We start from the raw sequence: 22,600 nt of genomic DNA, 5'->3' as shown, positions 1-22,600 counted from the left end.
GCTGCCCCGAGGCTTACTCCGGCAGCGGCGACGGCGCCCCCGCATCGGGGGCGAGCAGGCCCGCCAGCACCCGGCGGACCACCCACTCGGACAGGGCCTCGGCATCCTGCGCCGGGTCTGCCGCCGCTTGCCCGGCCAGCGCCTCCGCGAGCAGCGGATGCGCGCCCTGCCGGGCCGCCTTCGTGAGGTAGGCGGCCTGTGCCGCCTGACGGGCAGTGGGTGCCCTGCGGCTGTGCAGCGCCGCCCGGGAGAGCATCGCGACCAGCGCGCTCAGTACGGCGACGGCCTCCAGCTTGGCCTGGCCAGTCATCCGCACCGGAGCCAGGGCCCCGAGGGCGTATTCGAGGTAGTCCAGGCCGCACGGGCCCACCCGCATCGCCTCCGGCGTCACCTCCAGCAGCCAGGGGTGCCGGAAATGGGCCTGCTGGGTACGGGAGGCCAACGCCACCAGGTCCGTCACCGGATCCCCGGTCAAGGCCACGGTGAGGTCGATCCCGCCGGTCGCGGCGTCCACCATGAGATCCACCAGATCGTCACGGCCGGCGACATACCGGTAGAGGGACGCGGGGCCGGTGCCCAGCTCCTTGGCCACCTGCCGTACGGACACGGCCGTCAGCCCGTCCGCATCGGCCAGGCGGGTCGCGGCTCGGGTGATCTGCCCACGGCTGCGCTCGGGCGCAGGCCCTCGCGCTCCCCGCTCGGGGCGTTCCCACACCGTCCCGGGTTCCTCGGCCACTGCCCTCACCTACGCCTCTCCGTCATCCGGCGGCTATGCTAATAACTGCGAACACCGATCGCAGTATTGAGGGGGCATCATGACCACCTGGACTCCTGTCCGCTGGGCTCGCAACGGCGGCATCGAGCTGGCCCATGACCGGTTGACGGAACGTCAGGACGGGGAACCGCTGCTGTTGGTGACCGGACTCGGCGTTTCCCGGCTCTGGTGGCCCGGCGGCCTCGCCGAGGCGCTGGCCGCGCAGGGCTTCGCGGTGGCCCGTTACGACCAGCGCGACGGGGGAGAGTCGACCCACCTGCCGCCGACCGCGACCGGCAACCCCATCACCGCGCTCTTCCGTAAACGCGGCGAGTCCTACACCGCCGAGGACATGGCCGACGACGCCATCGCCGTGCTGGATGCGCTGGGTTGGGACTCGGCCCATCTGTTCGGCCAGTCGCTCGGCGGCGCGGTCGCGCAGCGCATCGCACTGCGCCATCCCCGGCGGGTACGGACCCTGACGTCGGTGTCGGCCGTTCCCGGTGACGTCGCGGGCCTGGGCGCGCTGCGCTATATCCGGCTGGGGACGCTCGGCAGGCTCGCCCGGATGCGCTACCCCGCCACCCCCGAAGGAGACGTCGAGGCCGGGCTCGCCCTCGTCCGCCTCCTGCACTCACCCGCCCATCCGCTCGACGAGCAGGCCACCAGGGACATGATCACCGGTCTCGTCGATGCGGGGAGCCGCGACCGGCACAGTCAGAGCCGTCAGATCGGCGCCCAATGGCACGGTCCCGCCATCAGCCGGATCGCGGTGCCGACCCTGGTCCTGCACGGCGCGGACGATCCCCTCGTCAAACCGGCCGCCGGTCGCGCCGTCGCCGCCCGCATCCCCGGTGCGCAGTTCGTCTCGCTGCCGGGGGTCGGCCATGACCTCCCGGAACCGGTCTGGAATGACGTCGCGCTGCGGGTGCGCCGCCTGGCCGACCGCAAGGACACCGGGAGCATCGGGCGAACCGAGCGCGGCGGCGACGGGCCCCGCCCGGAAGGCTCCGACTGATCAGCAACCCCGATTTCGCGACAACTTGGCCCTGCCACCGGCCGAAAGTCGACGGACGGACAACGCCTCCGCAACCCCGCCCGTCCTACCGCACGCACTGTATTCAGCTCTCTGGAGGTAATTTATGCGACGGTTGGCGACAATGGCCGCGGCGTTCGTGCTGGCGGGCGCCGGGGTGGCGGCCACGGCCGGGGTGGCCGGAGCCGCGAACGGCCCGGCGGGCAAGGCCCTCTCGGCCTGCTCGACCGCTTGGGGCAGCGGCAGCAAGTCGGCGACGGACGCGAACACCAAGCCGTTGAAGAACATCAAGACCAGCCGCACCACGTGCTACGACCGGATGGTCTTCGACGTCAGCGGTGCCACCGGCAAGGTCGGCTACCACGTCGGTTACGTCGACGCGTTCCACCAGGACGGTTCGGGCGACCGGATACCCGTCAAGGGCGGCGCCATTCTTGAGATATTCGTGTCCGCGCCCAGCTACGACCCGGCCACCGGCAAGCGCACCTATGCCGGGACCGCCGGCAAGGCGCTGCCCGGGGTGAACATCACCGGATACAAGACGTTCAAGGACACCAAGTTCGGGGCGAGCTTCGAGGGGCAGACCCAGGTCGGCCTGGGTCTGCGCACCAAGCTGCCGTTCCGGGTGCACCAGTCAGGTCACCAGCTGATCGTGGACGTCGCCCACAAGGGCTGACCGGACGCGTTGCCGAGGCCTGCCCGGTCGCTCCGACGGAAGGCATGAGGTGACCGGGCAGGCTCTCGCGTAAAGCTCGCGCAGTACACAGAGAAATACCCCGGACCGAATTGACGGCCGGGGTATTTCTCTGTGTATATTGAGGGCTTCTGTGTCTTCGTGAATGCGGGAAGCAAGCCCAACTTCATTCCGAACTTTATCCGAGCGGAGTCGAATTGTCAAACGAGGAATGGCAGGACGAGCAGGAATTCATTGATCTGCTCTATGAACGCCTCGCCGAACTGCGGGTCGGCGCCGAAAGGGCGGTCGACGAAGCCCTGCCGCTGGGCGGGACCAACGCCCAGGCGCGACTGGAGCGCGATGTGCTGGTGGCCGAGCACTCGGGTCTGCTGGCCGCTTTCGACGCCGGCGAGAACGGCCTGTGCTTCGGACGGCTGGCATTCCGGGACGGCCGCGATCACCACATCGGCCGCATCGGCATCCGCCGCGACGACGCGGAACGGACGCCGCTTGTCATCGACTGGCGGGCCGAGGTCGCCCGCCCGTTCTACCTCGCCACCGGACACACGCCGATGGGGCTGCGACGCAGGCGGCACATCACCTCCGAGGGCCGGCGGGTCACCGGCCTCCATGACGAGATCCTCGACCTCGCCGACACCCTGCGCACCGGGCACGAGGGCGCCGACGCGGACGCCGTGCTGCTGGCCGCGCTGGACGCGGCGCGCACCGGACGGATGCACGACATCGTGCAGACCATCCAGGCGGAGCAGGACGGGATCATCCGCGCACCGCACCGCGGCGTCCTCGTCGTGGAGGGCGGCCCCGGCACCGGCAAGACCGTGGTCGCGCTGCACCGCGCCGCGTACCTGCTCTATGCGCACCGTGAACTGCTGGCCCGCCGCGCCGTGCTGATCGTCGGGCCCAACCCCGCATTCCTCGGCTACATCGAGGAGGTGCTGCCCTCGCTCGGCGAGACGGGCGTCCTGCTCGCCACACCCGCTGAGCTCTTCCCGGGCGTGACCGCGACCGGAACCGACACCGCCGAAGCCGCCACGGTCAAGGGCGGTGCGGCGATGGCGGACGCCCTGGCGCGCTTCGTACAGGACCGGCAGACCCTGCCCGACCCCGTGATCGTGATCGACCACGAGGACGGCGAGCTGCGGCTGGACGCGGACATGGCGCACGAGGCACGACGCCTGGCCCGCGAGACCAAGCTGCCGCACAACCTCGCCCGCCCTCACTTCGCGTTCCGCATCATCGACGCACTCACCGGGCAACTGGCCGACCGGCTCGGTGCGGACCCCTTCGGCGGGCCGAATTTCCTCGGCCCCGACGACCTCGCCCAGCTCGGCAAGGCGATCGCCCTCAGCCCCGAAGTGCACTGTGCCATCGAGGAGTTGTGGCCCCTCCTGACACCGCAGCGGCTGGTCGCGGACTTCCTCGCCGCACCCGCCCACCTCCCGGAGGCCGACGCGGAGGCGCTCCGCCGGGCGGACGGCGACTGGACCCCCGCCGACATTCCCCTGCTGGACGAGGCCGCCGAACTTCTCGGCGAGGACGACTCGGCGGCCCGCGCCGCCGCCGAGGCGGAACGCCAGGAGCAGATCCAGTACGCCCAGGGCGTGCTCGAACTCTCCTACGGCTCCCGTACCCAGGAGTTCGAGGACCGTGACGACGACGATTCGGAGGTGCTGGCCGCGCACGACCTGCTGGACGCGGAACGGCTCGCCGACCGGCACGAGGAGGCCGACCACCGCACCGCCGCCGAACGCGCCGCAGCCGACCGGACCTGGGCATTCGGCCACATCATCGTGGACGAGGCGCAAGAGCTGTCCGTGATGATGTGGCGGTTGCTGATGCGCCGCTGCCCCACCCGCTCCATGACCCTGGTCGGCGACCCGGCGCAGACCGCCGAGCCGGGTGGCTGCGGCTCGTGGGAGAGCATCCTTGCGCCGTACGTCGAAGACCGCTGGCAGCACGTCAGGCTCGGCGTCAACTACCGGACGCCGGCCGAGATCATGGAGGTGGCGGCGCAGGTGCCCCGGTCCACGGACCCCTCCTTCGAACCGCCGCGCTCCATCCGCTCCACCGGCGTCCGCCCCTGGGCGTACCGCACCGACGACCTCGCTCGCGCGGTCGCCGAGGCGGTCGCACGGGAGACCGGCGAGGAAGGCCGCCTCGCGGTGATCGCCCCGCATTCCCACCACGAGGCCCTCTCCGCTGCCCTCCCCGCCGCCTCCGCCGGCGCCTCCCCGGATCTGACCAGCGCCGTGGTGCTGATCGACCCCCGGCAGGCCAAGGGCCTGGAATTCGACACGGTGCTCGTGGTGGAACCGGCGGAGCTCGGAGCCAGCGACCTGTACGTCGCACTCACCCGGGCCACGCAACGGCTGGGTGTCATACACACGGGGCCCCTGCCGGCCGGACTGGAGACGCTGCCCTCGCCGGCCGCCGCCCTCTCCGGGCGGTGACTGTGCATTGCCCAGGGCGCCGTATGGGCACATGCGGCGCCCGGGGTGAGGGGAGCGGAGTGACGGCTTCTCCGGCTCGGACCGGCCTTCACACGTCGGCCAGGACCTCGGCGATGGCCGGCAAGCCCATGCCGAGCCGGCGCATGAGCAGGATCCGCTGGAGCCGGGCGACCGCGCCCGGGTCGTCGTAGCGGAACCCGTTCGCGCCGCCCCGGGGCGGGGCCGAGAGCCCGACGCGGTCGTAGTGACGCAGGGTGCGGCTGATGATGCCGGCCCGCGTCCCGAGCTCCTGGATCGTCGACTCCATTGTTCCGGTGTTACCCGCGGCCGAGCGTGGCGGCGATGATCTCCGAGCTGTCGGCGTGCAGGGCCTGCGCCGCGGTCTGTCCGGTCGCCGCCAGGTAGGTGTCGACCAGCCTGTTGCCCGCGGCGTAGCCGGCGCCCATCGGCAGTCCCACCGGGGTGACGCCCAAGTGCTCGGCGCCGGGGTCGCCGTGCACCCAGGCAGTGAAGTTCTCCATGCCTGTCACGTCGAGCCCGGTGAGCACCTTGCCGAAGACCTCGTCGTCGTGCAGGTGCGGCACGCCGACGCGGGCGGGCCCGAGCTCGTCGCCGTAGAGCTGTCGGGCGAAGGCGTCGGCCAGGCCCTCGCCGACGATGTGCTCGCCGACCGTGACGGTCATCGGATCCCACACGACCCCGCCCGGGGCCCATCGCAGGTTGTGGTGGAGTTCGTGCACGGCGGTGGCCTCCAGCCGCTCCACGTTCTCGGGAAAGGGCCAGAACGTGATAGTGATGTGGCCCGCGATGCCGCCGAACCCGGTCAACCCTTTGCAGGGACCCATGAAGTGCTCGTCACCCGGATCGCCGAGTACGAACAGCACGGTGATGTCCGGGGTCTCCAGGCCCGGCGTCGCCTCCAGCAGTACGGTGAGAGCGGCGTCGAGGGCGCGTTGCATCCGCTCCCAGGCGCCGGCCGCCGCCAGGGTTTCGAGCGCGTCGAGGCAACGCTCCTCGTCGCGGTCGATGGGGAACCCGGACGCTTCGAGGTGCAAGGCCACCAGGTCGACCTCGCCGGGGTAGTAGCGGTACATGCCCCTGGTGGGCTCCAGCATCGCACGCAGCAGGTCAACGCGGTCCGTGACCGGGGCCAGCAGGATCCGCCTCATGGCGGAGTAGGTGTCAAGAACAGTGATCGACATGGCCCCGATGCTAGAAGTTGACGCAGCGTCAAGGGCAAGCCACCGGCGCTCTTCATCGAGGTACGGCCGGCGTGCCGTCACGTCACCCAGTCCCGTCATGACCCCGGCGGTTCGCCGCCGCGACGGACTCTCGCAACTTGGTCAGCCGCACCGCTTAAGTACCGCACCGCGCTCGACGGCACCGGTGAACATCACCGCCCCGTCCTCACGCGTGCTTCTTGGCCCGCTGCTCCTCGGCGGAGATCCGGTAGACCACGCTCCGGCGCAGCGGGCCGGCGGGCACGCCGGGGTCGTCGAAGTCGTCGGCGGGATTGCGGGTCATACCGATGCGGCGCATCACGGCCTGCGACCGGAGGTTGGTGGTGGTCGTCACCGCGAGGATCTCCGGCAGGGCGAGGGTGGTGAAGCCGTAGGCCAATGCGGCCTCGGCGGCCTCGGTGGCGTAGCCGTGCCCCCAGGCGGGTCGGGCCAGACGCCAGCCGGCCTCCACTCCGGTGAACGGCATGGCCTCCTCCACCGGATCCAGCCCGGTGAATCCGATGAATTCTCCGGTGGCACGCACCTCGACCGCCCACCACCCCCAGCCGCGCGCCTCGAATGCCGCCTGGAAACGAGCGACGGACGCCTCGCTCTGCTCACGGGTGAGCACCCCGGGGAAGTGCGCCCGGACCTCGGGATCGGCATTCATAGCCGCCCAGGGGGCGAGGTCGGACTCCCGCCAGCCGCGCAGCAGCAGACGCTCGGTTCGCAGTTCGGACATCCCGCCAACCTAACCCGCGCACGCTGAGGGGACGATCGAATAACGAGCCGAGTGAAGAGCGAGCCGAGTGAAGAGCGAGCGGAGTGAAGAGCGAGCGGAGTGAAGAGCGAGCGGAGTGAAGAGCGAGCCGGGCGAATACCGAGCCGGGCGAATACCGAGCCGGGCCCGCCCGCGCCGCAATGGCGCCGTCGGCGGGCCCGGATATCGCACCGTCACCAGTGGGGTTCCTACTTGACCGAACCCGCCATGATCCCCTGCACGAAATGCCGTTGGAAGGCGAAGAACACGATCAGCGGCACGATCAGGGACAGGAACGCGCCGGGCGCCAGTACGCCGATGTTGCTGCCGAACTGCCTCATCTGCGACTGGAGGGCCACCGTCAGCGGCTGTGACGTGTTGTCGGCGAAGAGGAGCGCGACCAGCATGTCGTTCCAGACCCACAGGAACTGGAAGATGGCCAGGCTGGCGATGGCGGGACGGCCCAGCGGCAGGACCAGTTGGGAGAAGATCCGCCACTCGCCGCCGCCGTCCATGCGCGCGGCCTCCAGCATCTCCTTGGGGATCTCCGCGAAGTAGTTGCGCAGCAGGAAGATGGCGAACGGAAGCCCGTAGGCGGTGTGGAAGAGGACCACGCCGGGGATCGAGCCGAACAGGCCGAGCGCACCGAACATCTGGGCCACCGGCAGCAGTCCGATCTGGACCGGCACCACCAGCATGGCGACCACCACCAGGAAGATCCAGTCCCGGCCGGGGAACTCCATCCAGGCGAAGGCGTAGCCGGCCAGTGCGGCGATCACGACCACGAGGAGGGTGGTGGGCACCGAGATCAGTACGGTGTTCCAGAAGGCCTGGACGATGCCCGATTCCTTCAGCAGCGCCGTGTAGTTGTCCAGCGACAGCTGACCGGGGGCGGTGAGCGCGGTCCACCAGCCGCTGCCGGCGTTCTTCTCCTCCGTACGCAGCGAGGAGAGGAAGAGTCCGGCGGCAGGCGTGACCCAGACCAGGCCGACGAGGAGCAGGAACAGCTGGATCGCGCCGCGGCTGAGACGCTTCACCGGCCGTGCCGTCGCCCGCCTGCGGGGTGCGGCGGTTCCGGGGGCGGTGGTCATGACTGGCTCCTGCGGAAACGTCGGATGTTGAGGGCCATGGCCGGGACCACCAGGAGCAGCAGCAGGACACCGAGGGCGCTGCCGAGGCCCTGGTTGTTACCGCCGCCGAAGGAGACCAGCCACATCTGCAGGGCCAGGACGTTGGCGTCCTGCTGCACGGGACCGGGGGCGATGATGTAGACGAGGTCGAAGACCTTCATCACATTGATCACCATCGTCACGAACACCACGCCCAGGACGGGGCCGAGCAGCGGAACGGTGATCCGGCGGAAGACCTGCCACTCGTTCGCGCCGTCCATGCGGGCGGCTTCCAGCACATCGCGCGGCATCGAGGAGAGTCCCGCGCCGATGAGGACGAGCGCGAAGCCGGTCCAGATCCACATATAGGCGCCGATGATGGCGGGGGTGATGAGGGCCGGGCCGAGCCAGGAGATGCCCTCGTAGGGGGCGGCGAAATCCTTGGCGGGGAGCTGGACTTTGTAGGACCCCGGAGCCAGACGGGGCAGGCGGTAGGAGCCGTCCGAGGCGGTGGTGGTCGTGGCCACCACTTTGCCGTGCGAGTCGACCGCCTCGACGGAGAGCTGCGGCAGTCCGCGCTCGTCGCGGTCCACCGTGCCGGGTGTGCCGCCACCACGGGGGGTGAAGTCGAGGTAGACCACACCGCGCAGTTCCCCGTCGCCGGCCGGGGACTTGGCTGCCGGGGCGGCCGGCCGTGCCTGCGGGGGCATGTCCTTGGGCGCGACGCCGACCAGTCCGAGGTTGACGGTGTTTCCCGGGCCGGCGCTACGGGCGGTGCGGTAGGAGCCGTCGTTCCCCTTGACCAGACGCTTGTCGCCGATGCGCGTCTTGGCGGTGGGGAAGGAGACGGACTCGCCCTGGACCTTGTCGTGGATGCCCACGGTGATCGCGTTGAGCACACCGCGCTGCGGATCCTGCTCGTAGGCGAGGCGGAAGATGATGCCGGCGGCGAGGAAGGAGATCGCCATCGGCATGAACATCAGCAGCTTGAACGCCGTCTTCCAGCGGATCTTCTCGGTCAGGACGGCGAGGACCAGGCCGAGTCCGGTCAGCAGGGCGGGAGCGAAGACGACCCAGATCGCGCTGTTGCGGATGGCCCGGAGCGTGGCGGGGTCCTGGAACATCGCGGTGTAGTTGTCGGCGCCGACGAAGGTGTCGCCCGACGCGTCGTACAGGCTGCGGATGACCGAGAACACGATGGGGTACGCGACCAGGGCGCCCAGCAGCAACAGCGCGGGAAACAGGAAGGCCACGGCGATCCGGCGACGGCGCCGGGCGGCGCGCCGCACGGGGTCAGGTGCCCTGCCGGGTGTGCCGCCCGGGGGGAGGGACGCGGTGCCGCGCGACGTGGCGGGCGGCACCGCGGGAGTGGTGACAGGCATGGATCGGGCCCTTGGTCCTTACTTTCCGTATGCCTTGGCCGCGGCGGCCTCGAGCTTGTGGGCCGTGCCCTTGGGGTCCGAGGGGTCGCGCAGGAAGTCCTGGAGCAGCTTCCACTCGCCGGCTCCCTGGGTGCCGCCGAACGCCGCGGGGGCCTGGTCGGACATGTCGAAGCGCACGGAGTTCCCGGCGTCGGTCAGCGACTTGGCGGCCTTGCGGGCGACCTCGTCGTGGTACGCGTCGGCGGGCACCTTCTTGTTGGGCGAGATGTAGCCGCCCGCCTTGGCCCAGACGCCGGACGCCTCGGGAGTGGCCAGGTACTTCACCAGCTCCATCGCGGCCTTCTTGTTCTTCCCGGCCTTGAGCACCACCGCGGCGTCGCCGCCACTGACCACCGGCGCCTTGCCGCCGTCGACCGCGGGGAAGGGGAAGAACTTGGCGTCCTTGCCGACCTCCTTGTGGAGCTCATCGGTGACCAGCGCGCTGACGAAGTCACCTTCGTAGACCATGGCGGCCTTCGGTTCCGGACCGAAGACCTGCTGGACGGACTCGGGGAAGTCGGTGCGCAGTGCGCCCGAACCGCCGCCCGCCACCAGGTTCTTGTCGCTGAACAGCTTGCCGAGCGCGGTGAGCGCCTTGACCACGCTGGGGTCCGTCCACGGGATCTTGTGGGCGGCGAGCTTGTCGTACTTCTCCTGACCGGCCTGGGAGAGGTAGATGTTTTCGAACCAGTCGGTCAGCGGCCAGCCGGCCTCGCCCGCGACGGAGAACGCCGGCACACCCGAGTCGGACAGCGTACGGCCCGACGTCAGCAGCTCCTGGTACGTCTTCGCGGGTGTGACCCCGGCCTGGGTGAACGCTTCCGGGCTGTACCAGACCGTCGACTTGTGCGAGGCCTTGAAGTACAGGCCGTAGTAGGTCTTGTCGACCGTGCCGTAGTCCTTCCACACCTGCGCGAAGTTCTTCTTGGCCTCGGCGCCGACCTCCGCCGACAGGGGAGCGAGCCAGCCCTTCTTGGCGAACTGCTGGAGCACACCGACCTGGGGGACCATCACCACATCGGGGGCGTTGCCGCCTTCGACCTGGCTGCCGATGACCGTCGAGACGTTGTCGCCTGTGGAGGAGAAGGTGACCTTCGCGCCGGTCTTCTCGGAGAACGCGTCCAGGACCTTCTTGAAATTCTGCTGTTCCACGCCGGTCCAGACGCCTGCCACGCTCACGGTCTGGCCGTTGAGTTCCTGCTTCTTGCCTCCGGCGGACACATTGCCGCCGCATGCGGTGGCGCAGAGCGCCAGACCGAGCACGGCGGCGCCGGACACGGCGGCTCGGGTGTGTCGTACTGCGGGTCGTCTCATCGTGGGTTCCCTTCGGAGGACTGACGGGGAGGGGGCTGTGGAGAGGTGGGGCTATCGGGGGGCGGGAGCGTGCATCCACCAGGCGGCTGTGGAGCCCGGGAGCGTTCCTGCGGGGCAGTCACCGCTCGCCAGCAGCGGGGTGCCGGGTACGGGGGCCGGCACCGGTTCGGTGCCGAAGTTGATGGCGCAGACCAGACCGTCGCCACGGACGAACGCCAGCACCTGGGGCGGGGACTCCAGCCAGCGCAGGGTGCCTTCGCCGAGCTGCGGAAGACTGCGGCGCAGCGCCAGCCCTTCGCGGTACAGGTGCCAGAACGACCGGGTGTCGGCCAGCGCCCGGTCCGTGGCGTGTTCGGCGAACCACGCCGGCTGCGGCAGCCAGGGCCGCGCCGCGTCGGTACCGGAGGTGAAGCCGAACGGGGAGGCGTGCCCGGACCAGGGCAGTGGCACCCGGCAGCCGTCGCGGATGTGCTCCCGGCTGCCCGTACGGTGGTAGATCGGGTCGGTGAGGACCTCGTCGGGTAGGTCGACGACCTCCGGCAGGCCCAGTTCCTCGCCCTGGTAGATGTACGCGGCGCCGGGCAGCGCCAGCATCAGCAGGGCGGCCGCGCGGGCGCGTGCCGGGCCCAGACCTCCCTCGGACTCTTCCCCGGCTGCCGCTGGGGCTGACTCCGGGGCGGTGCTCCCGGCCCTGCCGCCGGGTTCGGTCGCGTACCGGGTGACGGTGCGGACCTGGTCGTGGTTGTTGAGCACCCAGGTGACCGTGGAGCCGGTGCCCGCGATGTCGGTCAGCGCCTCGGAGATGACCCGGCGGAAGGTGTCGACGTCCCAGAGCGCGGTCAGCAGGTGGAAGAAGAACGCCTGGTGCAGCTCGTCCGAGCGGACGTACGCGGCCTGTTCGCTCGGCGTCCGTACGGAGACCTCGCCGACCAGCAGCCGGTCATGGCCGTCGCGGGCCGTGTACTCCTCGCACAGTGCACGCCAGTCGCGCCACACCTGGTGTACCTCGGGCTGGTTCCAGGCCAGCGGATTGACCGAGTCGCGGGTCCGCTCGTCGGCCGCCGGGTCGGGGGAGTCGGGGAGCTCGGGGTGTTTGAACAGCCCGGCGGCCACGTCGATGCGGAAGCCGTCGACACCGCGGTCCAGCCAGAAGCGCAGCACCTGGTCGAAGTCGGCGGCCACGGCGGGGTTGCGCCAGTTCAGGTCGGGCTGCTCGGGCGTGAACATGTGGAGGTACCACTGGCCCTCCGCGCCGTCCGCCTCCTTGATCCGGGACCAGGCGGGCCCGCCGAACATCGCCCGCCAGTTGTTGGGCGGCAGCTCACCGGACTCCCCGCGCCCGTCGGCGAAGTGGAACAGCGACCGTGCCGGGCTGCCCGGAACGTCCGCCAGCGCGGCCCGGAACCACGGGTGCTCGCTGGAGCAGTGGTTGGGGACGATGTCCAGGAGCACCTTCAGACCCAGCCGGTGGGCGTCGGCCACCAGGAGGTCGAACTCGGCGAGGTCGCCGTATACGGGGTCCACGTCTCGGTAGTCCGCGACGTCGTAGCCGTGGTCGTGCTGGGGGGAGGGGTAGAAGGGGCTGAGCCAGATGCCGTCCACCCCGAGCTTCTTGAGGTAGGGCAACCCGGTGCGGACGCCGGCCAGATCGCCGATGCCGTCGCCGGTGCTGTCGAGGAAGCTGCGGACGTAGACCTGGTAGATCACCGCGTCGCGCCACCAGCGCTGTGTCGTGTCCTGGGACGGGGTCCCGGTGGCGGCCGGTGAGAGCGCGGGGGAGGGGGAGGGCGTGGAGTCGGCGGAGGAGCCGTTCCCTGCCGTGGCTATGAGCATCTGCCGTGATCCCGTTCTTGCATGGGGCATGCCGTGCGGCTGCGATCGCTGTTATGCATGCATGTTAAGTAGGCGTGTCGTTTGAGTGTCAACGAAATGGTCAAAAGTCGCTGCGAGATGCCCGGATTTATGGGAGATTGGGAGGCCAGCCTGTACCTAACAAGTAACTAGGGCAGGGGTGGTGGGACTGCTGAAGGCCGTGAGGGTTCAGCCGCGGCCGACGATGGCCCGCAACTCTCTCGTCAGCCGCGCGACGGTGGCATCCGTGCTCCGGCGATGGAGCAGCGCGTCATGCATGACGGCCTGAACCGCCAGGCTCACCTGGTCGTAATGCGGGCTCTTGAGGCGCGGCTTGGCCGCCAGGACGCCCCGCTTGAGCGTCGGCAGGTACGGGAAGCGACGCACCAGTTCCGGATCCGAGTACAGGTCGGCCCACACCGGTGGCAGCGCGCCCTCGGTGAGCACCCGGCGCTGTACCGACTCGGTCGTCAGATAGGAGATCAGCTCGGTGGCCGTCTTCTGGTGTCGCGACTGCGCGTTGACCGCAAGATTGGACCCGCCCAGCGCGCTGGAGCCCGGCCCGTCAGGACCCGGCAGCGGCACCGCGCCGAACTTTCCCGCCACCTTCGACGACCGGGCGTTGGCCAGCGCGTAGGCATACGGCCAGTTCCGCAGGAACAGCAGCCGGCCGTCCTGGAAGGCCTTGCGGGACTCCTCTTCCTTGTATGTCAGCGCCCGCGGCGGGATCCAGCCCTCGCGCACCCCGTCGAGCAGAAAGGACAGGCCACGACGGGCCGCGGGGGAGTCCACCGTCACACGCGCACCCTCGCCCGCGAGCACCGAGCCGCCCGCCGACTGAACGGCCTCGCCGACATTGGCGGTCAGCCCCTCGTACGGCAGGAACTGGCCCGCGTAACCGTCCATCCCGTACTTGGGCGCGACCGTCTTCGCCAGCCGCTCCAGCTCGGCCCAGGTGCGAGGCGGCCGCGCACCTTCACGGGCGAGCACGTCCTTGCGGTAGTAGAGCAGCCCGGCGTTGGTGACGTACGGGACCGCGTAGAGCCGCCCCCGGAAGGTGGCGGTGTCCACGACGGGAGGAAGGAAGTGCTTCAGCGGGAACTGCGCACCGTTCACGGGCTTGATCCAGCCCGCGGCTGCGAACTCCGATGTCCATGCCACGTCGATGTTCAGCACGTCGAAGCGGTCGCTGCGGGAGCGTAGCTCCGTGACCATCTGGGCGCGTACCTCGTCGGCCGCGTCCGGCAGCTCGACCAGCGTTACCTTCTCGCGTGGGTGCCTCTCGTTCCAGCCGTCGAGGACACCCCGCAGATAGCCCGTGAGGTCGCCGCCCGTCACCAGGGTGATCGGGCCCCGTCCGTCCGGACCGCCGGCCGGCTCTCCGGCCCGCGCACCGGCCTGGCCCGCGAACAGCAAGGAGCAGACCAGCAGAGCCCTTCCCGCGGCACGCTTCCACCGCATGGGCTCCTCCTCTTACCAGGCGTCGACGGGACACTGGACCGACAGCCCGCCCCATGTATACCTGTTAGCCATGCGGGATACTAGATGCTGCAGGAAGATGCGACGGCGACCCGGCTCACAGTCGGATGAGTCCAGATGACGGTCAACTAGGGCGGGGAGGGAGAGGGAGAGCGTGCGGCTGCCACTCCTGGCGCTGTTGGTCAGCGGCCCCGCACACGGCTACGAACTCAAACAGGCCCTTGAGAACCTCCTGGGCGCGGCATACCCTCAGCCGAACGTCGGCCAGATCTACGTCACCCTGGGCAGGCTGGAGAAGGCGGGCCTGATCGCGGGGGAGGACGTCGAGCAGTCGGACCGCCCGAACAAGCGCATCTACCGGATCACCGAGGCGGGACGCGAGACGGTGGACGCCTGGTTCGAGGAATCCACCGCCGAACCACGGGTACGGGACGAATTCTTCATGAAGCTCGCCCTGGCCCCCCACACCGGGACCGCAGACCAGATCGCCCTGATCAACAAGCAGCGCCGCCACTACCTCAACACCATGCGTGACCTGTCGAAACTCGCGGCGGGCGAGGACCGGGACAACCGGGTGGCACAGCTGCTGATAGAGGGCGCGATGCTGCATCTGCAGGCGGATCTCGACTGGCTGGAGCGCTGTCAGGAGGAATTGGAATGAACCGGGACGAGCCGTCCGGCCCGATAGTCCGGGCAGCCGGCCTGGTCAAGACCCACCGGCCGGAAGGTGCCGCCCCCGTGCCCGCGGTGCGGGGCGTCGACCTCTCCATCGAACGCGGTGAGTTCGTCGCCGTCACCGGGCCCTCGGGAGCCGGCAAATCCACGCTGCTGCACCTCCTCGGCGGCCTCGACCGGCCCGACAGCGGTGCGCTCTGGCTCGACGGCCGCCAGGTCGACGGCTACAGCGAGGCACGCTGGGCGGAGCTGCGCCGCCACCACATCGGCATCGTCTTCCAGTTCTTCAACCTGGTCTCGAACCTCAGCGTCGCCGACAACGTCGAACTCCCCGCACTACTGGCCGGCAGGTCCCCCCGGCAGGCCCGCACCGACCGGGCGGAACTGCTCGACGAACTGGGCCTGACGGGCAAGGAGAACTGCACCCCGGGCGAGCTGTCCGGTGGCGAACAGCAGCGCGTCGCGCTGGCCCGCGCCCTGGTCAACACCCCCAGCCTGCTGCTCGCCGACGAACCCGCCGGCAGCCTCGACAGCAAGGGCACCAGGGAGGTACTGCGGCTGCTCGCCCGCTTCCACCAGCGCGGTCAGACGATCTTGTTGGTCACCCATGACGCCAGAATGGCCAGCGCCGCGGACCGGGTGATCAGCTTCTACGACGGCCAGGTGGCCGACGACGCTCACCTCGGCGGCAGCCGGAACCGGCCCGCGGCCGGTGTGGCCGACGTACTCAAGCTCAAGGGCTGACCCGTGCGAGCAGCGGCACGCTGGACACAGGCGCACCTGAGAGCACACCGACCGGCCGCGGTCCTCATCGTGCTGGCGACCGCCGGGATCACCATCTCGCTGTTGCTGGCCACCGCGCTGTTCGCCTATGCGACCGACCCGTGGCAACGGGTCTTCACCCAGTCCTCCGGCGCCCACGTATGGATCCACACCCAAGCCGGCACCGCCACCGGGTCGCTCGCCGAACTGGACGAGGTACGAGCCACCTCAGGCCCGTTCCGTACGGTCCGCACCACCGCGAGCCTCCAGCCCGGCGGCGCCAAGGCGACGGTGGAGCTGCGCGGTGCGGCACGGCGCCCCGCCACCGCGTCGCCCCAGATCGTGGCGGGCCGCTGGCTCGACGCGGGCACCGACGCGGGCGCCACCAAGGGCATCGTGCTGGACAGCTCGGTCGCCCGCGCGATGTGGGCAAAGCCGGGCGACACCCTCGTGCTGAGCGGTATCGCAGCACATCTGCGAGTGGTGGGTGTCGCGGACACCGCCGAGGTCGCCTTCCGCGCGGGCGAGTCGCCGGGAGTCGGCTGGGTGCTCCCCGAAACCCTCGCCGCCTCCGACGCGGGCCGCGACCAGCGCGGCCGCACCATAGGCCTCCAGCTCACCGACCCCGCGGACACCGACTACGTCGTCCAGCGGGCGGTCACCCGGCTCGGCGCCGATCAGATCACCGATGTCTCCACCTGGCGGCAGGCCAAGGCCGAAGCCGAGGGGGACAACCAACTCCTCGGACGGCTGCTCGGCCTCTTCGGACTCGGTGCGCTGCTCGCCGCCGCCCTGGCCGTGGGCGGCGCCATCAGTACCCGGATCCGCGGACATCTGCGGGACATCTCGGTCCTCAAGGCCATCGGGTTCACGCCGGGCCAGGTGGTCCGGATGTTCCTCGCGCTCCACCTCGGCCTGGCGCTGCTGGGCGTCGCCCTCGGAGCACTGCTCACCCAGGGGCTCGGCACTCTGGTCCCCGGCCGGATCGGCGAGGCGATGGCCCTGTGGCACCGGCTTCCCGAGCACGCCTGGCTGCCCTTGGTGATCTCCGGTGGTGTGGTGGTCTTCATCGGTTCGGCGACCTGTCTGGCGGCCTGGCGTGCCGGGCGGGTACCGCCGGTGCCCGTCGCCCGTGCCGCCACCGTCACCGGCAGCCGGACGTCCGGCCTCACCCGGCGGGCTCTCGGCCTGCGGATCCCACCGGCCCTGGTCCTCGGCTGGCGCGGTGCCTTCCACCGCCCGCTGCGCTCCTCGGCGGCGGTGGCACGGCTGGCCGTCCCGCTGCTGCTGATCACCATCGCGCTGGGCACCTGGACCACCCTGGACCGCTTCACCTCCCACCCCGGGAACGTCGGCCTGCCCGCGGCTCTCACCGCACGCTCCGACACCCTCGACGACCGGGAGCTACGCCAGCTCCTGACCGCGGGGCCACGGATGAAGGCCTACCCCGGCGCCGAGGAACAGGCACTCGTACCGGGCCAAACCGGGACGATTACCCTGCGCGGGCTCGGTACGGACGCCAAGCCGTACCCCTTCGCCGTCGTGGAAGGCCGCGCCGCCCACGGCCCCGATGAAGCGGTCGCCGGACAGGGCCTGCTGGAACTCCTCGACGCACACGTCGGCGACTGGGTCCGGATGACCGTCTCCGGCCGGCCTTACGTCCTCCACATCGTCGGCCGCAACATCGAGACCGCCGACGCCGGCCGGGTCATCTCCACCAGCCTGGACACCCTGCTCGACGGCGACACCGCCGACGCCACCCCCTCCGGCCCGCACCCGCCCCGCCCGGACTTCTACAACCTGGTCCTGAACCACGATGCCGATCCCGGTGCCGTACGCGACGCCCTGACCGAGGCGTCCGCCGGCCGCCTCGAAGTGCGCGAGGTCCCCAACCCCGCAGACCAGCTGTCGGCGGTCCGTGCCGTCAGCATCGGCCTGATCGGGGTGCTGATCCTGATCGGGCTGGCGGAACTGGCGACGACGGTCGGTGCCGCCGTCCGCGACCGCAGTCGTGACCTGCTCGCCCTCAAGGCCGTCGGTCTCACTCCTCGCCAGATCACCGCGGTCATCGTCTCGGCCACAGCCTTCGTCACGCTCGCCGCCGCGCTGGCCGGCACGGCGCTGGGCCTGCTCGCCTCCGAGTGGCTCATCAACCTCCAGGGCCGCACCAGCGGCTGGGGGACCGGCATCGCCCAGCGTCCCGCCACGGGCATCCTGCTGCTGGTCATTGCCGTCGCCGTGGCGATCGCCGCCATCGCCTCGGCCCTGCCGGCCGCCCGCGCGGTGCGGCGCCGGCTCGCGGATTCGGCCAGCGCCCAGCTCTAGCGGCGGTGATCTCGAGGTCAGCCTCTGGTCAGGCAGAAGGGGTGCCCGGCCGGGTCGGTGAAGACCCTCCACCTGTCCCCGCCCGGTTGGTGCTCCGGCTTGACCGCGCCCCACTTCAACAGCAGGGCCTCGGCCTCGTCGAGGTCATCGACCGCGAAGTCGAGGTGGAATTGTTGTGGTGCGGCCTGGTCGGGCCAGCGCGGAGCCTGGTAGTCGTCCACCCGCTGGAAGCCGATGACGAGCCCGTCCTCGCGGACGAGTGCAGCGAAGTCACCGTTGGATCCCGGGGCGAGTGCATGTCCGGTGGCCTCCCGGTAGAAGGCGGCCAGTGCCTGGGGATCGGGGCAGTCGAGTGTGATCGCCGTCAGCTTCAACTTCGGTGGCATGGCGACTCCATGGCGTCCATCACGCTCTCGGCAAAGGCGCGTCACACCCTACGGATCAGCTGCACACGCCGCGACTGCTTCTTCGTCGTCGCACGCCGAGGTCCCCGGCCGGGATTCCGGTCGGGGACCTTCATGCGCTGCACAGGGTGCCGAGGAAAGGAGGCCGGGGAAGTGGCGGCCGGTTTCCTGGTGCCGGCTATCCCGCTGCTCCGAAGTCCTGCGTCCAGTAATCGTCGGGCTGCGCATGGCCGACGCCGATCTCCTTGAACGAGCAGTCAAGGATGTTCTTCTTGTGGCCGGGGCTGGACATCCAGCCCTTCATGACCTCCTCGGGCGTGGAGTAACCGTAGGCGACGTTCTCGCCGTAGGAATTCCACTGGTAACCGGCCCGGGTGATCCGGTCATCCGGAGAGGAGCCGTCGGAGCCCGTGTGCGACATATTCCGATGGTCCGCCATGTCCTTGCTGTGGTCCTGGGCGGCCTTCGTCAGTTTCGCATTCACGGTCAGCTTCGAGCACCCGGCCTTGCTGCGCTCTTCGTTGACGAGTTCGACCACGCGGTCCGTGGCGGCGGAAGCCTTGGCAGTGGTTTTCGAAGAGCTGGTCGTCTTCGAAGCGGCAGGAGTCGCGGCGGGCTTCTGAGCTGCCCCGGTAGTCGTCTTGGACCACTCGTGCGCCTTCGATGCCCGGTGCTCGAATGCGGCATTCCGCCAATGGCCGTGGTGGCGGCCGGCCTCATTCTCCTGCCCCAGACACGCCATGGCGGCGGAGGGCACGCCGACAGCGCCTATGGCCAAGGCAGCGACGGTTATCTGCCGGTAGCGCCGCGTCCTGCGATGTTTCCTCATGCGTGACCTCAATCGGTAATTGCGGAGCGTCCCTGGCGCGGCTGGCTCTGTGCAATTCACGCGCCTGAGCTGCGGAGACGCCTTGCGGGTCGCATTCTTCGGGCCGCCTGCGGACAAGGCAACAAAGTCTGAGTACTACTGCGCTTAGTAGAGCGGGACGGCTCTTGTCATGGCGGTACGGGCGTGCTGTCGGAATCGTCGATCTTTCGCGAATTCCTGTTGCTCCGTCAGAAGCCGTTATGCAGTGACCGTGCGGGCAAAAGTGGGGCACGGGCCGAATACCACTTATCCCTGCGTGAGGCATTCATCGGCCAAGACGGACAAATCTCTTATGTCCCGCCGGCGCCATCTACTATCCAGCTTAGTTAGTGCGGAAAGGTGCTATGACGCATGTCACGAGACAGCTGAATCCGGTGCATGTCGGTGGATGCCGGTGGGTGTCGGCGTTCCCTGGCGAGGGCCCGGCGTGGGCGCCGCCCGCCGCGCCGCGCCGCAACCGCGATACCGTCCGTGCCGCACCGCTTCTGCCGGGCTGCGGAACCACACCGCGCACCCCGGCGTCCACCAGGGCATCCGAAGATCGTGAACACCGACGGAGGACCTGAATCGTGACGGGAACGGCTACGCGCTACCTCTACCTCGCACGGCACGGTGAGGCCTCACCGGACGAGAGCGAGCTGACGGACCGCGGTCGCCGTCAGGCCGTACTGCTCGGTGAGCGGCTCCGGCGCACCCCTCTCTCGGTGTGCCGTCACGGGCCGCTCCCGCGCGCGGAGCAGACTGCCCGGCTGGTCCGTGACCAGCTCGACGACGTTCCCCTCTGCCCGTCGGAACAGGCCGGGGACTATATCCCCTACCTGCCGCAGAGGCACGAGCTGCCTTCGGAGTCGGCCGACGACATGCTCCACCGCCTGGCCCAGTTTCCGGCGGAGGAGCGCGAACGTGGTCCGGCGCTGGCCCGGGAAGCTCTCGCCCGGTTCGCCGGACCGGTCGCCGGTGACGCACCTCGTCACGAACTTCTCGTCACCCACAACTTCCTGATCGGCTGGCTCGTCCGCGCCGCCCTCGACGCGCCCGAGTGGCGCTGGATGGGCCTCCACCACGCCAACGCCGCGCTGACCGTCATCCGCTACGCGCCCGGCCGGCCCGCCTCCGTGCTCTTCTACAACGACATGGGGCACCTCCCGGCGGAGCTCCGCTGGACCGGCTTCCCGCCCGAACTTCACGTCTGAGCCGACGATCGAGCTGACGGGGCGCAGCGCCCCTGCACGGGGCGCTCTCTTCCTTGTGGCGGCCAGGTGAGCCGCCCCGACCCGGCACTGTGCTTCCCGCGTCCGTCATGCGTGGCGACGTACATTGCCGGTGGGTCCCGTCGGCCTGCCTCACGAGATCGGAAATCTGCCATGAACTGCTATGACTGCACGCCGGCCGGAAACGCCGCCGCGGTGGCGATCTGCCGGAACTGCGGTGCCGCGCTGTGCCACCAGCACGCCTGGTCCGCACCGCAGACCGTGACCCGGGTGCAGGGCGTAGGCCAGAGCACGCTGCCGGACCCGGCACGCCGCATCGTGTGCAAGATCTGCCGGGGAGCGACACAGTCGATCTGAGCGAGCCCCGAGGTGTTCTCGTCGTGGCACGGGCGCGAGGCGGAGGCCGGTGGCATGATGCGGCCGATGACGACCTTTGTGCTGATTCCAGGCGCGGCGTGCGACTCGTGGCATTGGCATCTGCTGGCCGCGGAGCTGCGGGCCAGGGGGCGTGACGTGGTGAGCGTGGATCTGCCGTGCGACGACGACGCGGCAGGCCTGGACGAGTACGCGGACGCCGTCGTCGCCGCGGTTGCGGGGCGGGGGCGGCTCACGCTCGTGGCGCACTCGTTCGCCGGGTTCACCGCGCCCCTCGTCTGCGCGCGGGTGCCGGTGGATCTGCTGGTGTTGTTGGCCGCGATGGTGCCCTTGCCGGGTGAGGCGCCGGTGGACTGGTGGGCGGCGACGCGCCACCCGGACGAGCAGGTCAGGCGGGCCGGGCGGGCCGCGCAGAAGGCGGGGGCGGACACGGCCGGGAAGCCGGTGCCGGAGTCCGCTGTGCCGGGCTCTGCCGCGGATCCGTTCTTCCAGGACCTGCCGCCGGAGCTGGCGGCCGAGGCCGCGGTCCGGTGGCGGCGGCAGTCCGGGACCCCTGCTTCGCGGCCCTGGCCGATGGCGGCCTGGCCCGCGGTGGCGACCCGCTTTCTGCTGTGCCGTCAGGACCGCCTTTTCCCGGCACCGTTCCTGCGCACAGTGGTGACCGAGCGTCTGGGGGCGGCACCCGACGAGATGGAGGGCGGGCACTTCCCGATGCTGTCCCGTCCGGCCGAGCTGGCCGACCGGCTGGAACGCTACAGCCGGACGGCGGCCGGGTGACGGTCTCACCGGGCCGCCCCTGACAGGCGAGTCGACAGCGGAGTCGGCATCCTCCACTCGCCGTCCCTCCGGCTCGTGCCTGCCGAGCGGCGCCCAGGGTGTGTCCGCGAAGTCCCGTCGGGACCGAAGAGGAGCGACCTCGGGGGAGGGGGAAGGTGCTCCCCGGGGCGAGCCTTCCCCCTCCCCGCCAAGGCGCCGCAGTCGCTCCTCAGGCGTCCGGGCCCTCGCGACGGCCGGACGCGGCACCTGCGACACCGCTCACGTCGCTACCACCTCGCTGCCCGCCATGACCTCTGCCGTGCGGCCCCCGGCCGGTTGCGCGACGGGTGACGTGGTGGGCTGAGCGCCTCAACGCTGTTCGGTGGCCGCCGCGTTCCCGTGGGGAAGATGGGCGAGGGCGGCGATCAGCGGCACCGGCAGGTACGCGGGCCACTTGGGCCGGGCGGCCTGGTAGGCGACGAACCCGAGTGAGGCGCTTGCCTGTACCTCATCCGTGGTCTCCGCCTGGTACACCACCCGGCAGTGGCCCGATGCCTTCTTGGCGCGCTTCCACAGTGCCGGCGCGGGCTTTCTTTCCGCCTCGGTCCGCGGGGTGAAGATCCGGTCGCCGAAGTCCGACCAGGCGAACGGACGGCTGTCCGCCCAGTCCTTGTCGATCACCTTCTTCAACTCCGCTGCCCGCTCCGCGTCGGTGGCGCCCCACGACGACGGAACGTTGGTGATCAGCCCGACGGGGATGTGGCGGGCGCGCAGCGCGCGCAGATACCTGGCGGCTCCCGGCATGTAGCGGACGCTCTTGTCCTCGGCCGTGTGTACCAACGTTTCACCGAGGTCGAAATACACCACGGCACACCCGCCGACCCGGCCTCCTCCCCCGGTAGCGCGCGGTACGGCCTCGGCGGCTCCCGCGGTAGGCACGGCTAACGCTGCCACGCCGCCCAGGGCGAGCAGCATGCGCCAGGTGACTCTGCGAGCGGATGTCTTCTTCATGGGGGATGCCTTTCCCGTAGGGGGGCATCCGATCGTACGCGCCATGTGCACGTCATCGGTGGCTTCGATGGAGTCAGGCTACGGATCTCAGCCCAGGAAAGAAGGATCTGAGTAGCGGTACT

20 protein-coding genes and 1 pseudogene are annotated in these 22,600 nt (G+C 70.2%); 9 read left to right on the top strand and 12 right to left on the bottom strand.

All coding sequences use genetic code 11. The annotated features are described in order from the left end of the window. Nucleotides 1–13 precede the first annotated feature (13 nt). Nucleotides 14–736: a TetR/AcrR family transcriptional regulator gene (locus tag K7C20_RS01280; protein ID WP_053209259.1), complete on the bottom strand. Its 723-nt coding sequence runs from the start codon at nt 734–736 to the stop codon at nt 14–16. 79 nt (nt 737–815) lie between these two features. Here K7C20_RS01280 and K7C20_RS01275 point away from each other — a divergent pair, with 79 nt between their 5' ends. The 3 genes from K7C20_RS01275 to K7C20_RS01265 all read left to right on the top strand — a co-directional run bounded on the left by K7C20_RS01275 (nt 816) and on the right by K7C20_RS01265 (nt 4,937). Then, nucleotides 816–1,772 carry an alpha/beta fold hydrolase gene (locus K7C20_RS01275; RefSeq protein ID WP_048828506.1) on the top strand — a complete coding sequence of 319 codons (957 nt, stop codon included), beginning with the start codon at nt 816–818 and terminating at the stop codon, nt 1,770–1,772. Between the two features lie 124 nt (nt 1,773–1,896). Next, nucleotides 1,897–2,466 carry an AMIN-like domain-containing (lipo)protein gene (locus K7C20_RS01270; RefSeq protein WP_030075017.1) on the top strand — a complete coding sequence of 190 codons (570 nt, stop codon included), beginning with the start codon at nt 1,897–1,899 and terminating at the stop codon, nt 2,464–2,466. A 215-nt stretch (nt 2,467–2,681) separates the two neighbouring features. Beyond that, a complete protein-coding gene (locus K7C20_RS01265) occupies nt 2,682–4,937 on the top strand; it encodes a HelD family protein (RefSeq protein ID WP_048828508.1) in 2,256 nt (751 codons plus the stop codon). 100 nt (nt 4,938–5,037) lie between these two features. On the opposite strand, the pseudogene K7C20_RS01260 reads toward K7C20_RS01265, so the two are convergent. From K7C20_RS01260 to K7C20_RS01225, 8 genes and pseudogenes are all read right to left on the bottom strand, one after another. Continuing rightward, nucleotides 5,038–5,244 (bottom strand): annotated as a pseudogene (locus K7C20_RS01260) (MerR family transcriptional regulator); the annotation flags it as partial. 10 nt (nt 5,245–5,254) lie between these two features. Further along, on the bottom strand, nt 5,255–6,139 hold the full coding sequence (locus K7C20_RS01255; protein ID WP_030075020.1) for a DUF2268 domain-containing protein: 885 nt from the start codon (nt 6,137–6,139) through the stop codon (nt 5,255–5,257). A gap of 205 nt (nt 6,140–6,344) precedes the next feature. Further along, nucleotides 6,345–6,899, bottom strand: a complete 555-nt coding sequence (locus tag K7C20_RS01250; RefSeq protein ID WP_030075021.1) for a GNAT family N-acetyltransferase — start codon at nt 6,897–6,899, stop codon at nt 6,345–6,347. Nucleotides 6,900–7,126: 227 nt separating this feature from the next. Then, nucleotides 7,127–8,008 (bottom strand): carbohydrate ABC transporter permease, encoded by an 882-nt coding sequence (locus tag K7C20_RS01245; protein WP_048828509.1) that lies wholly within the window; start codon nt 8,006–8,008, stop codon nt 7,127–7,129. Then, nucleotides 8,005–9,408 (bottom strand): ABC transporter permease, encoded by a 1,404-nt coding sequence (locus K7C20_RS01240; RefSeq protein ID WP_030075023.1) that lies wholly within the window; start codon nt 9,406–9,408, stop codon nt 8,005–8,007. The genes K7C20_RS01245 and K7C20_RS01240 overlap by 4 nt, the downstream gene beginning before the upstream one ends. Before the next feature lie 18 nt (nt 9,409–9,426). Beyond that, entirely contained in the window at nt 9,427–10,761 is a 1,335-nt protein-coding gene (locus tag K7C20_RS01235; RefSeq protein WP_030075024.1) for an ABC transporter substrate-binding protein, read from the bottom strand. 51 nt (nt 10,762–10,812) lie between these two features. Then, on the bottom strand, nt 10,813–12,594 hold the full coding sequence (locus K7C20_RS01230; RefSeq protein WP_030075025.1) for a glycoside hydrolase family 13 protein: 1,782 nt from the start codon (nt 12,592–12,594) through the stop codon (nt 10,813–10,815). 207 nt (nt 12,595–12,801) lie between these two features. Then, nucleotides 12,802–14,073 (bottom strand): ABC transporter substrate-binding protein, encoded by a 1,272-nt coding sequence (locus K7C20_RS01225; RefSeq protein ID WP_030075026.1) that lies wholly within the window; start codon nt 14,071–14,073, stop codon nt 12,802–12,804. Between the two features lie 172 nt (nt 14,074–14,245). On the opposite strand from K7C20_RS01225, the gene K7C20_RS01220 reads away from it, so the two are divergent. The 3 genes from K7C20_RS01220 to K7C20_RS01210 are packed head-to-tail and all read left to right on the top strand — an operon-like array spanning nt 14,246 to nt 17,853. Continuing rightward, nucleotides 14,246–14,752 carry a PadR family transcriptional regulator gene (locus K7C20_RS01220; RefSeq protein WP_030075027.1) on the top strand — a complete coding sequence of 169 codons (507 nt, stop codon included), beginning with the start codon at nt 14,246–14,248 and terminating at the stop codon, nt 14,750–14,752. Then, the gene (locus K7C20_RS01215) at nt 14,749–15,510 is read left to right on the top strand and encodes an ABC transporter ATP-binding protein (RefSeq protein ID WP_030075028.1); all 762 of its coding nucleotides are present in this window, start codon (nt 14,749–14,751) and stop codon (nt 15,508–15,510) included. The genes K7C20_RS01220 and K7C20_RS01215 overlap by 4 nt, the downstream gene beginning before the upstream one ends. Nucleotides 15,511–15,513: 3 nt before the next feature. Beyond that, nucleotides 15,514–17,853, top strand: coding sequence for an ABC transporter permease (locus tag K7C20_RS01210; RefSeq protein WP_053209258.1), 2,340 nt, complete (start codon nt 15,514–15,516; stop codon nt 17,851–17,853). A gap of 17 nt (nt 17,854–17,870) precedes the next feature. Here the strand turns inward: K7C20_RS01210 and K7C20_RS01205 are convergent, their stop codons facing one another. Both K7C20_RS01205 and K7C20_RS01200 read right to left on the bottom strand, forming a co-directional pair. After that, entirely contained in the window at nt 17,871–18,239 is a 369-nt protein-coding gene (locus tag K7C20_RS01205) for a VOC family protein (RefSeq protein ID WP_030075031.1), read from the bottom strand. A gap of 196 nt (nt 18,240–18,435) precedes the next feature. Then, nucleotides 18,436–19,086: a CAP domain-containing protein gene (locus K7C20_RS01200; protein WP_030075032.1), complete on the bottom strand. Its 651-nt coding sequence runs from the start codon at nt 19,084–19,086 to the stop codon at nt 18,436–18,438. Nucleotides 19,087–19,694: 608 nt separating this feature from the next. On the opposite strand from K7C20_RS01200, the gene K7C20_RS01195 reads away from it, so the two are divergent. The 3 genes from K7C20_RS01195 to K7C20_RS01185 all read left to right on the top strand — a co-directional run bounded on the left by K7C20_RS01195 (nt 19,695) and on the right by K7C20_RS01185 (nt 21,488). Then, nucleotides 19,695–20,318, top strand: coding sequence for a histidine phosphatase family protein (locus K7C20_RS01195; RefSeq protein WP_030075033.1), 624 nt, complete (start codon nt 19,695–19,697; stop codon nt 20,316–20,318). Nucleotides 20,319–20,489: 171 nt separating this feature from the next. After that, nucleotides 20,490–20,693, top strand: a complete 204-nt coding sequence (locus K7C20_RS01190) for a DUF2180 family protein (RefSeq protein ID WP_030075034.1) — start codon at nt 20,490–20,492, stop codon at nt 20,691–20,693. A gap of 66 nt (nt 20,694–20,759) precedes the next feature. After that, on the top strand, nt 20,760–21,488 hold the full coding sequence (locus tag K7C20_RS01185; RefSeq protein ID WP_048828528.1) for an alpha/beta fold hydrolase: 729 nt from the start codon (nt 20,760–20,762) through the stop codon (nt 21,486–21,488). 348 nt (nt 21,489–21,836) lie between these two features. Here K7C20_RS01185 and K7C20_RS01180 read toward each other — a convergent pair whose 3' ends face one another. Continuing rightward, nucleotides 21,837–22,478: a hypothetical protein gene (locus K7C20_RS01180; RefSeq protein WP_245171175.1), complete on the bottom strand. Its 642-nt coding sequence runs from the start codon at nt 22,476–22,478 to the stop codon at nt 21,837–21,839. Nucleotides 22,479–22,600 lie beyond the last annotated feature (122 nt).

The organism is Streptomyces decoyicus, assembly GCF_019880305.1.
Lineage (GTDB): Bacteria > Actinomycetota > Actinomycetes > Streptomycetales > Streptomycetaceae > Streptomyces > Streptomyces decoyicus.
This window is presented reverse-complemented; position numbering and strand designations above follow the sequence as displayed.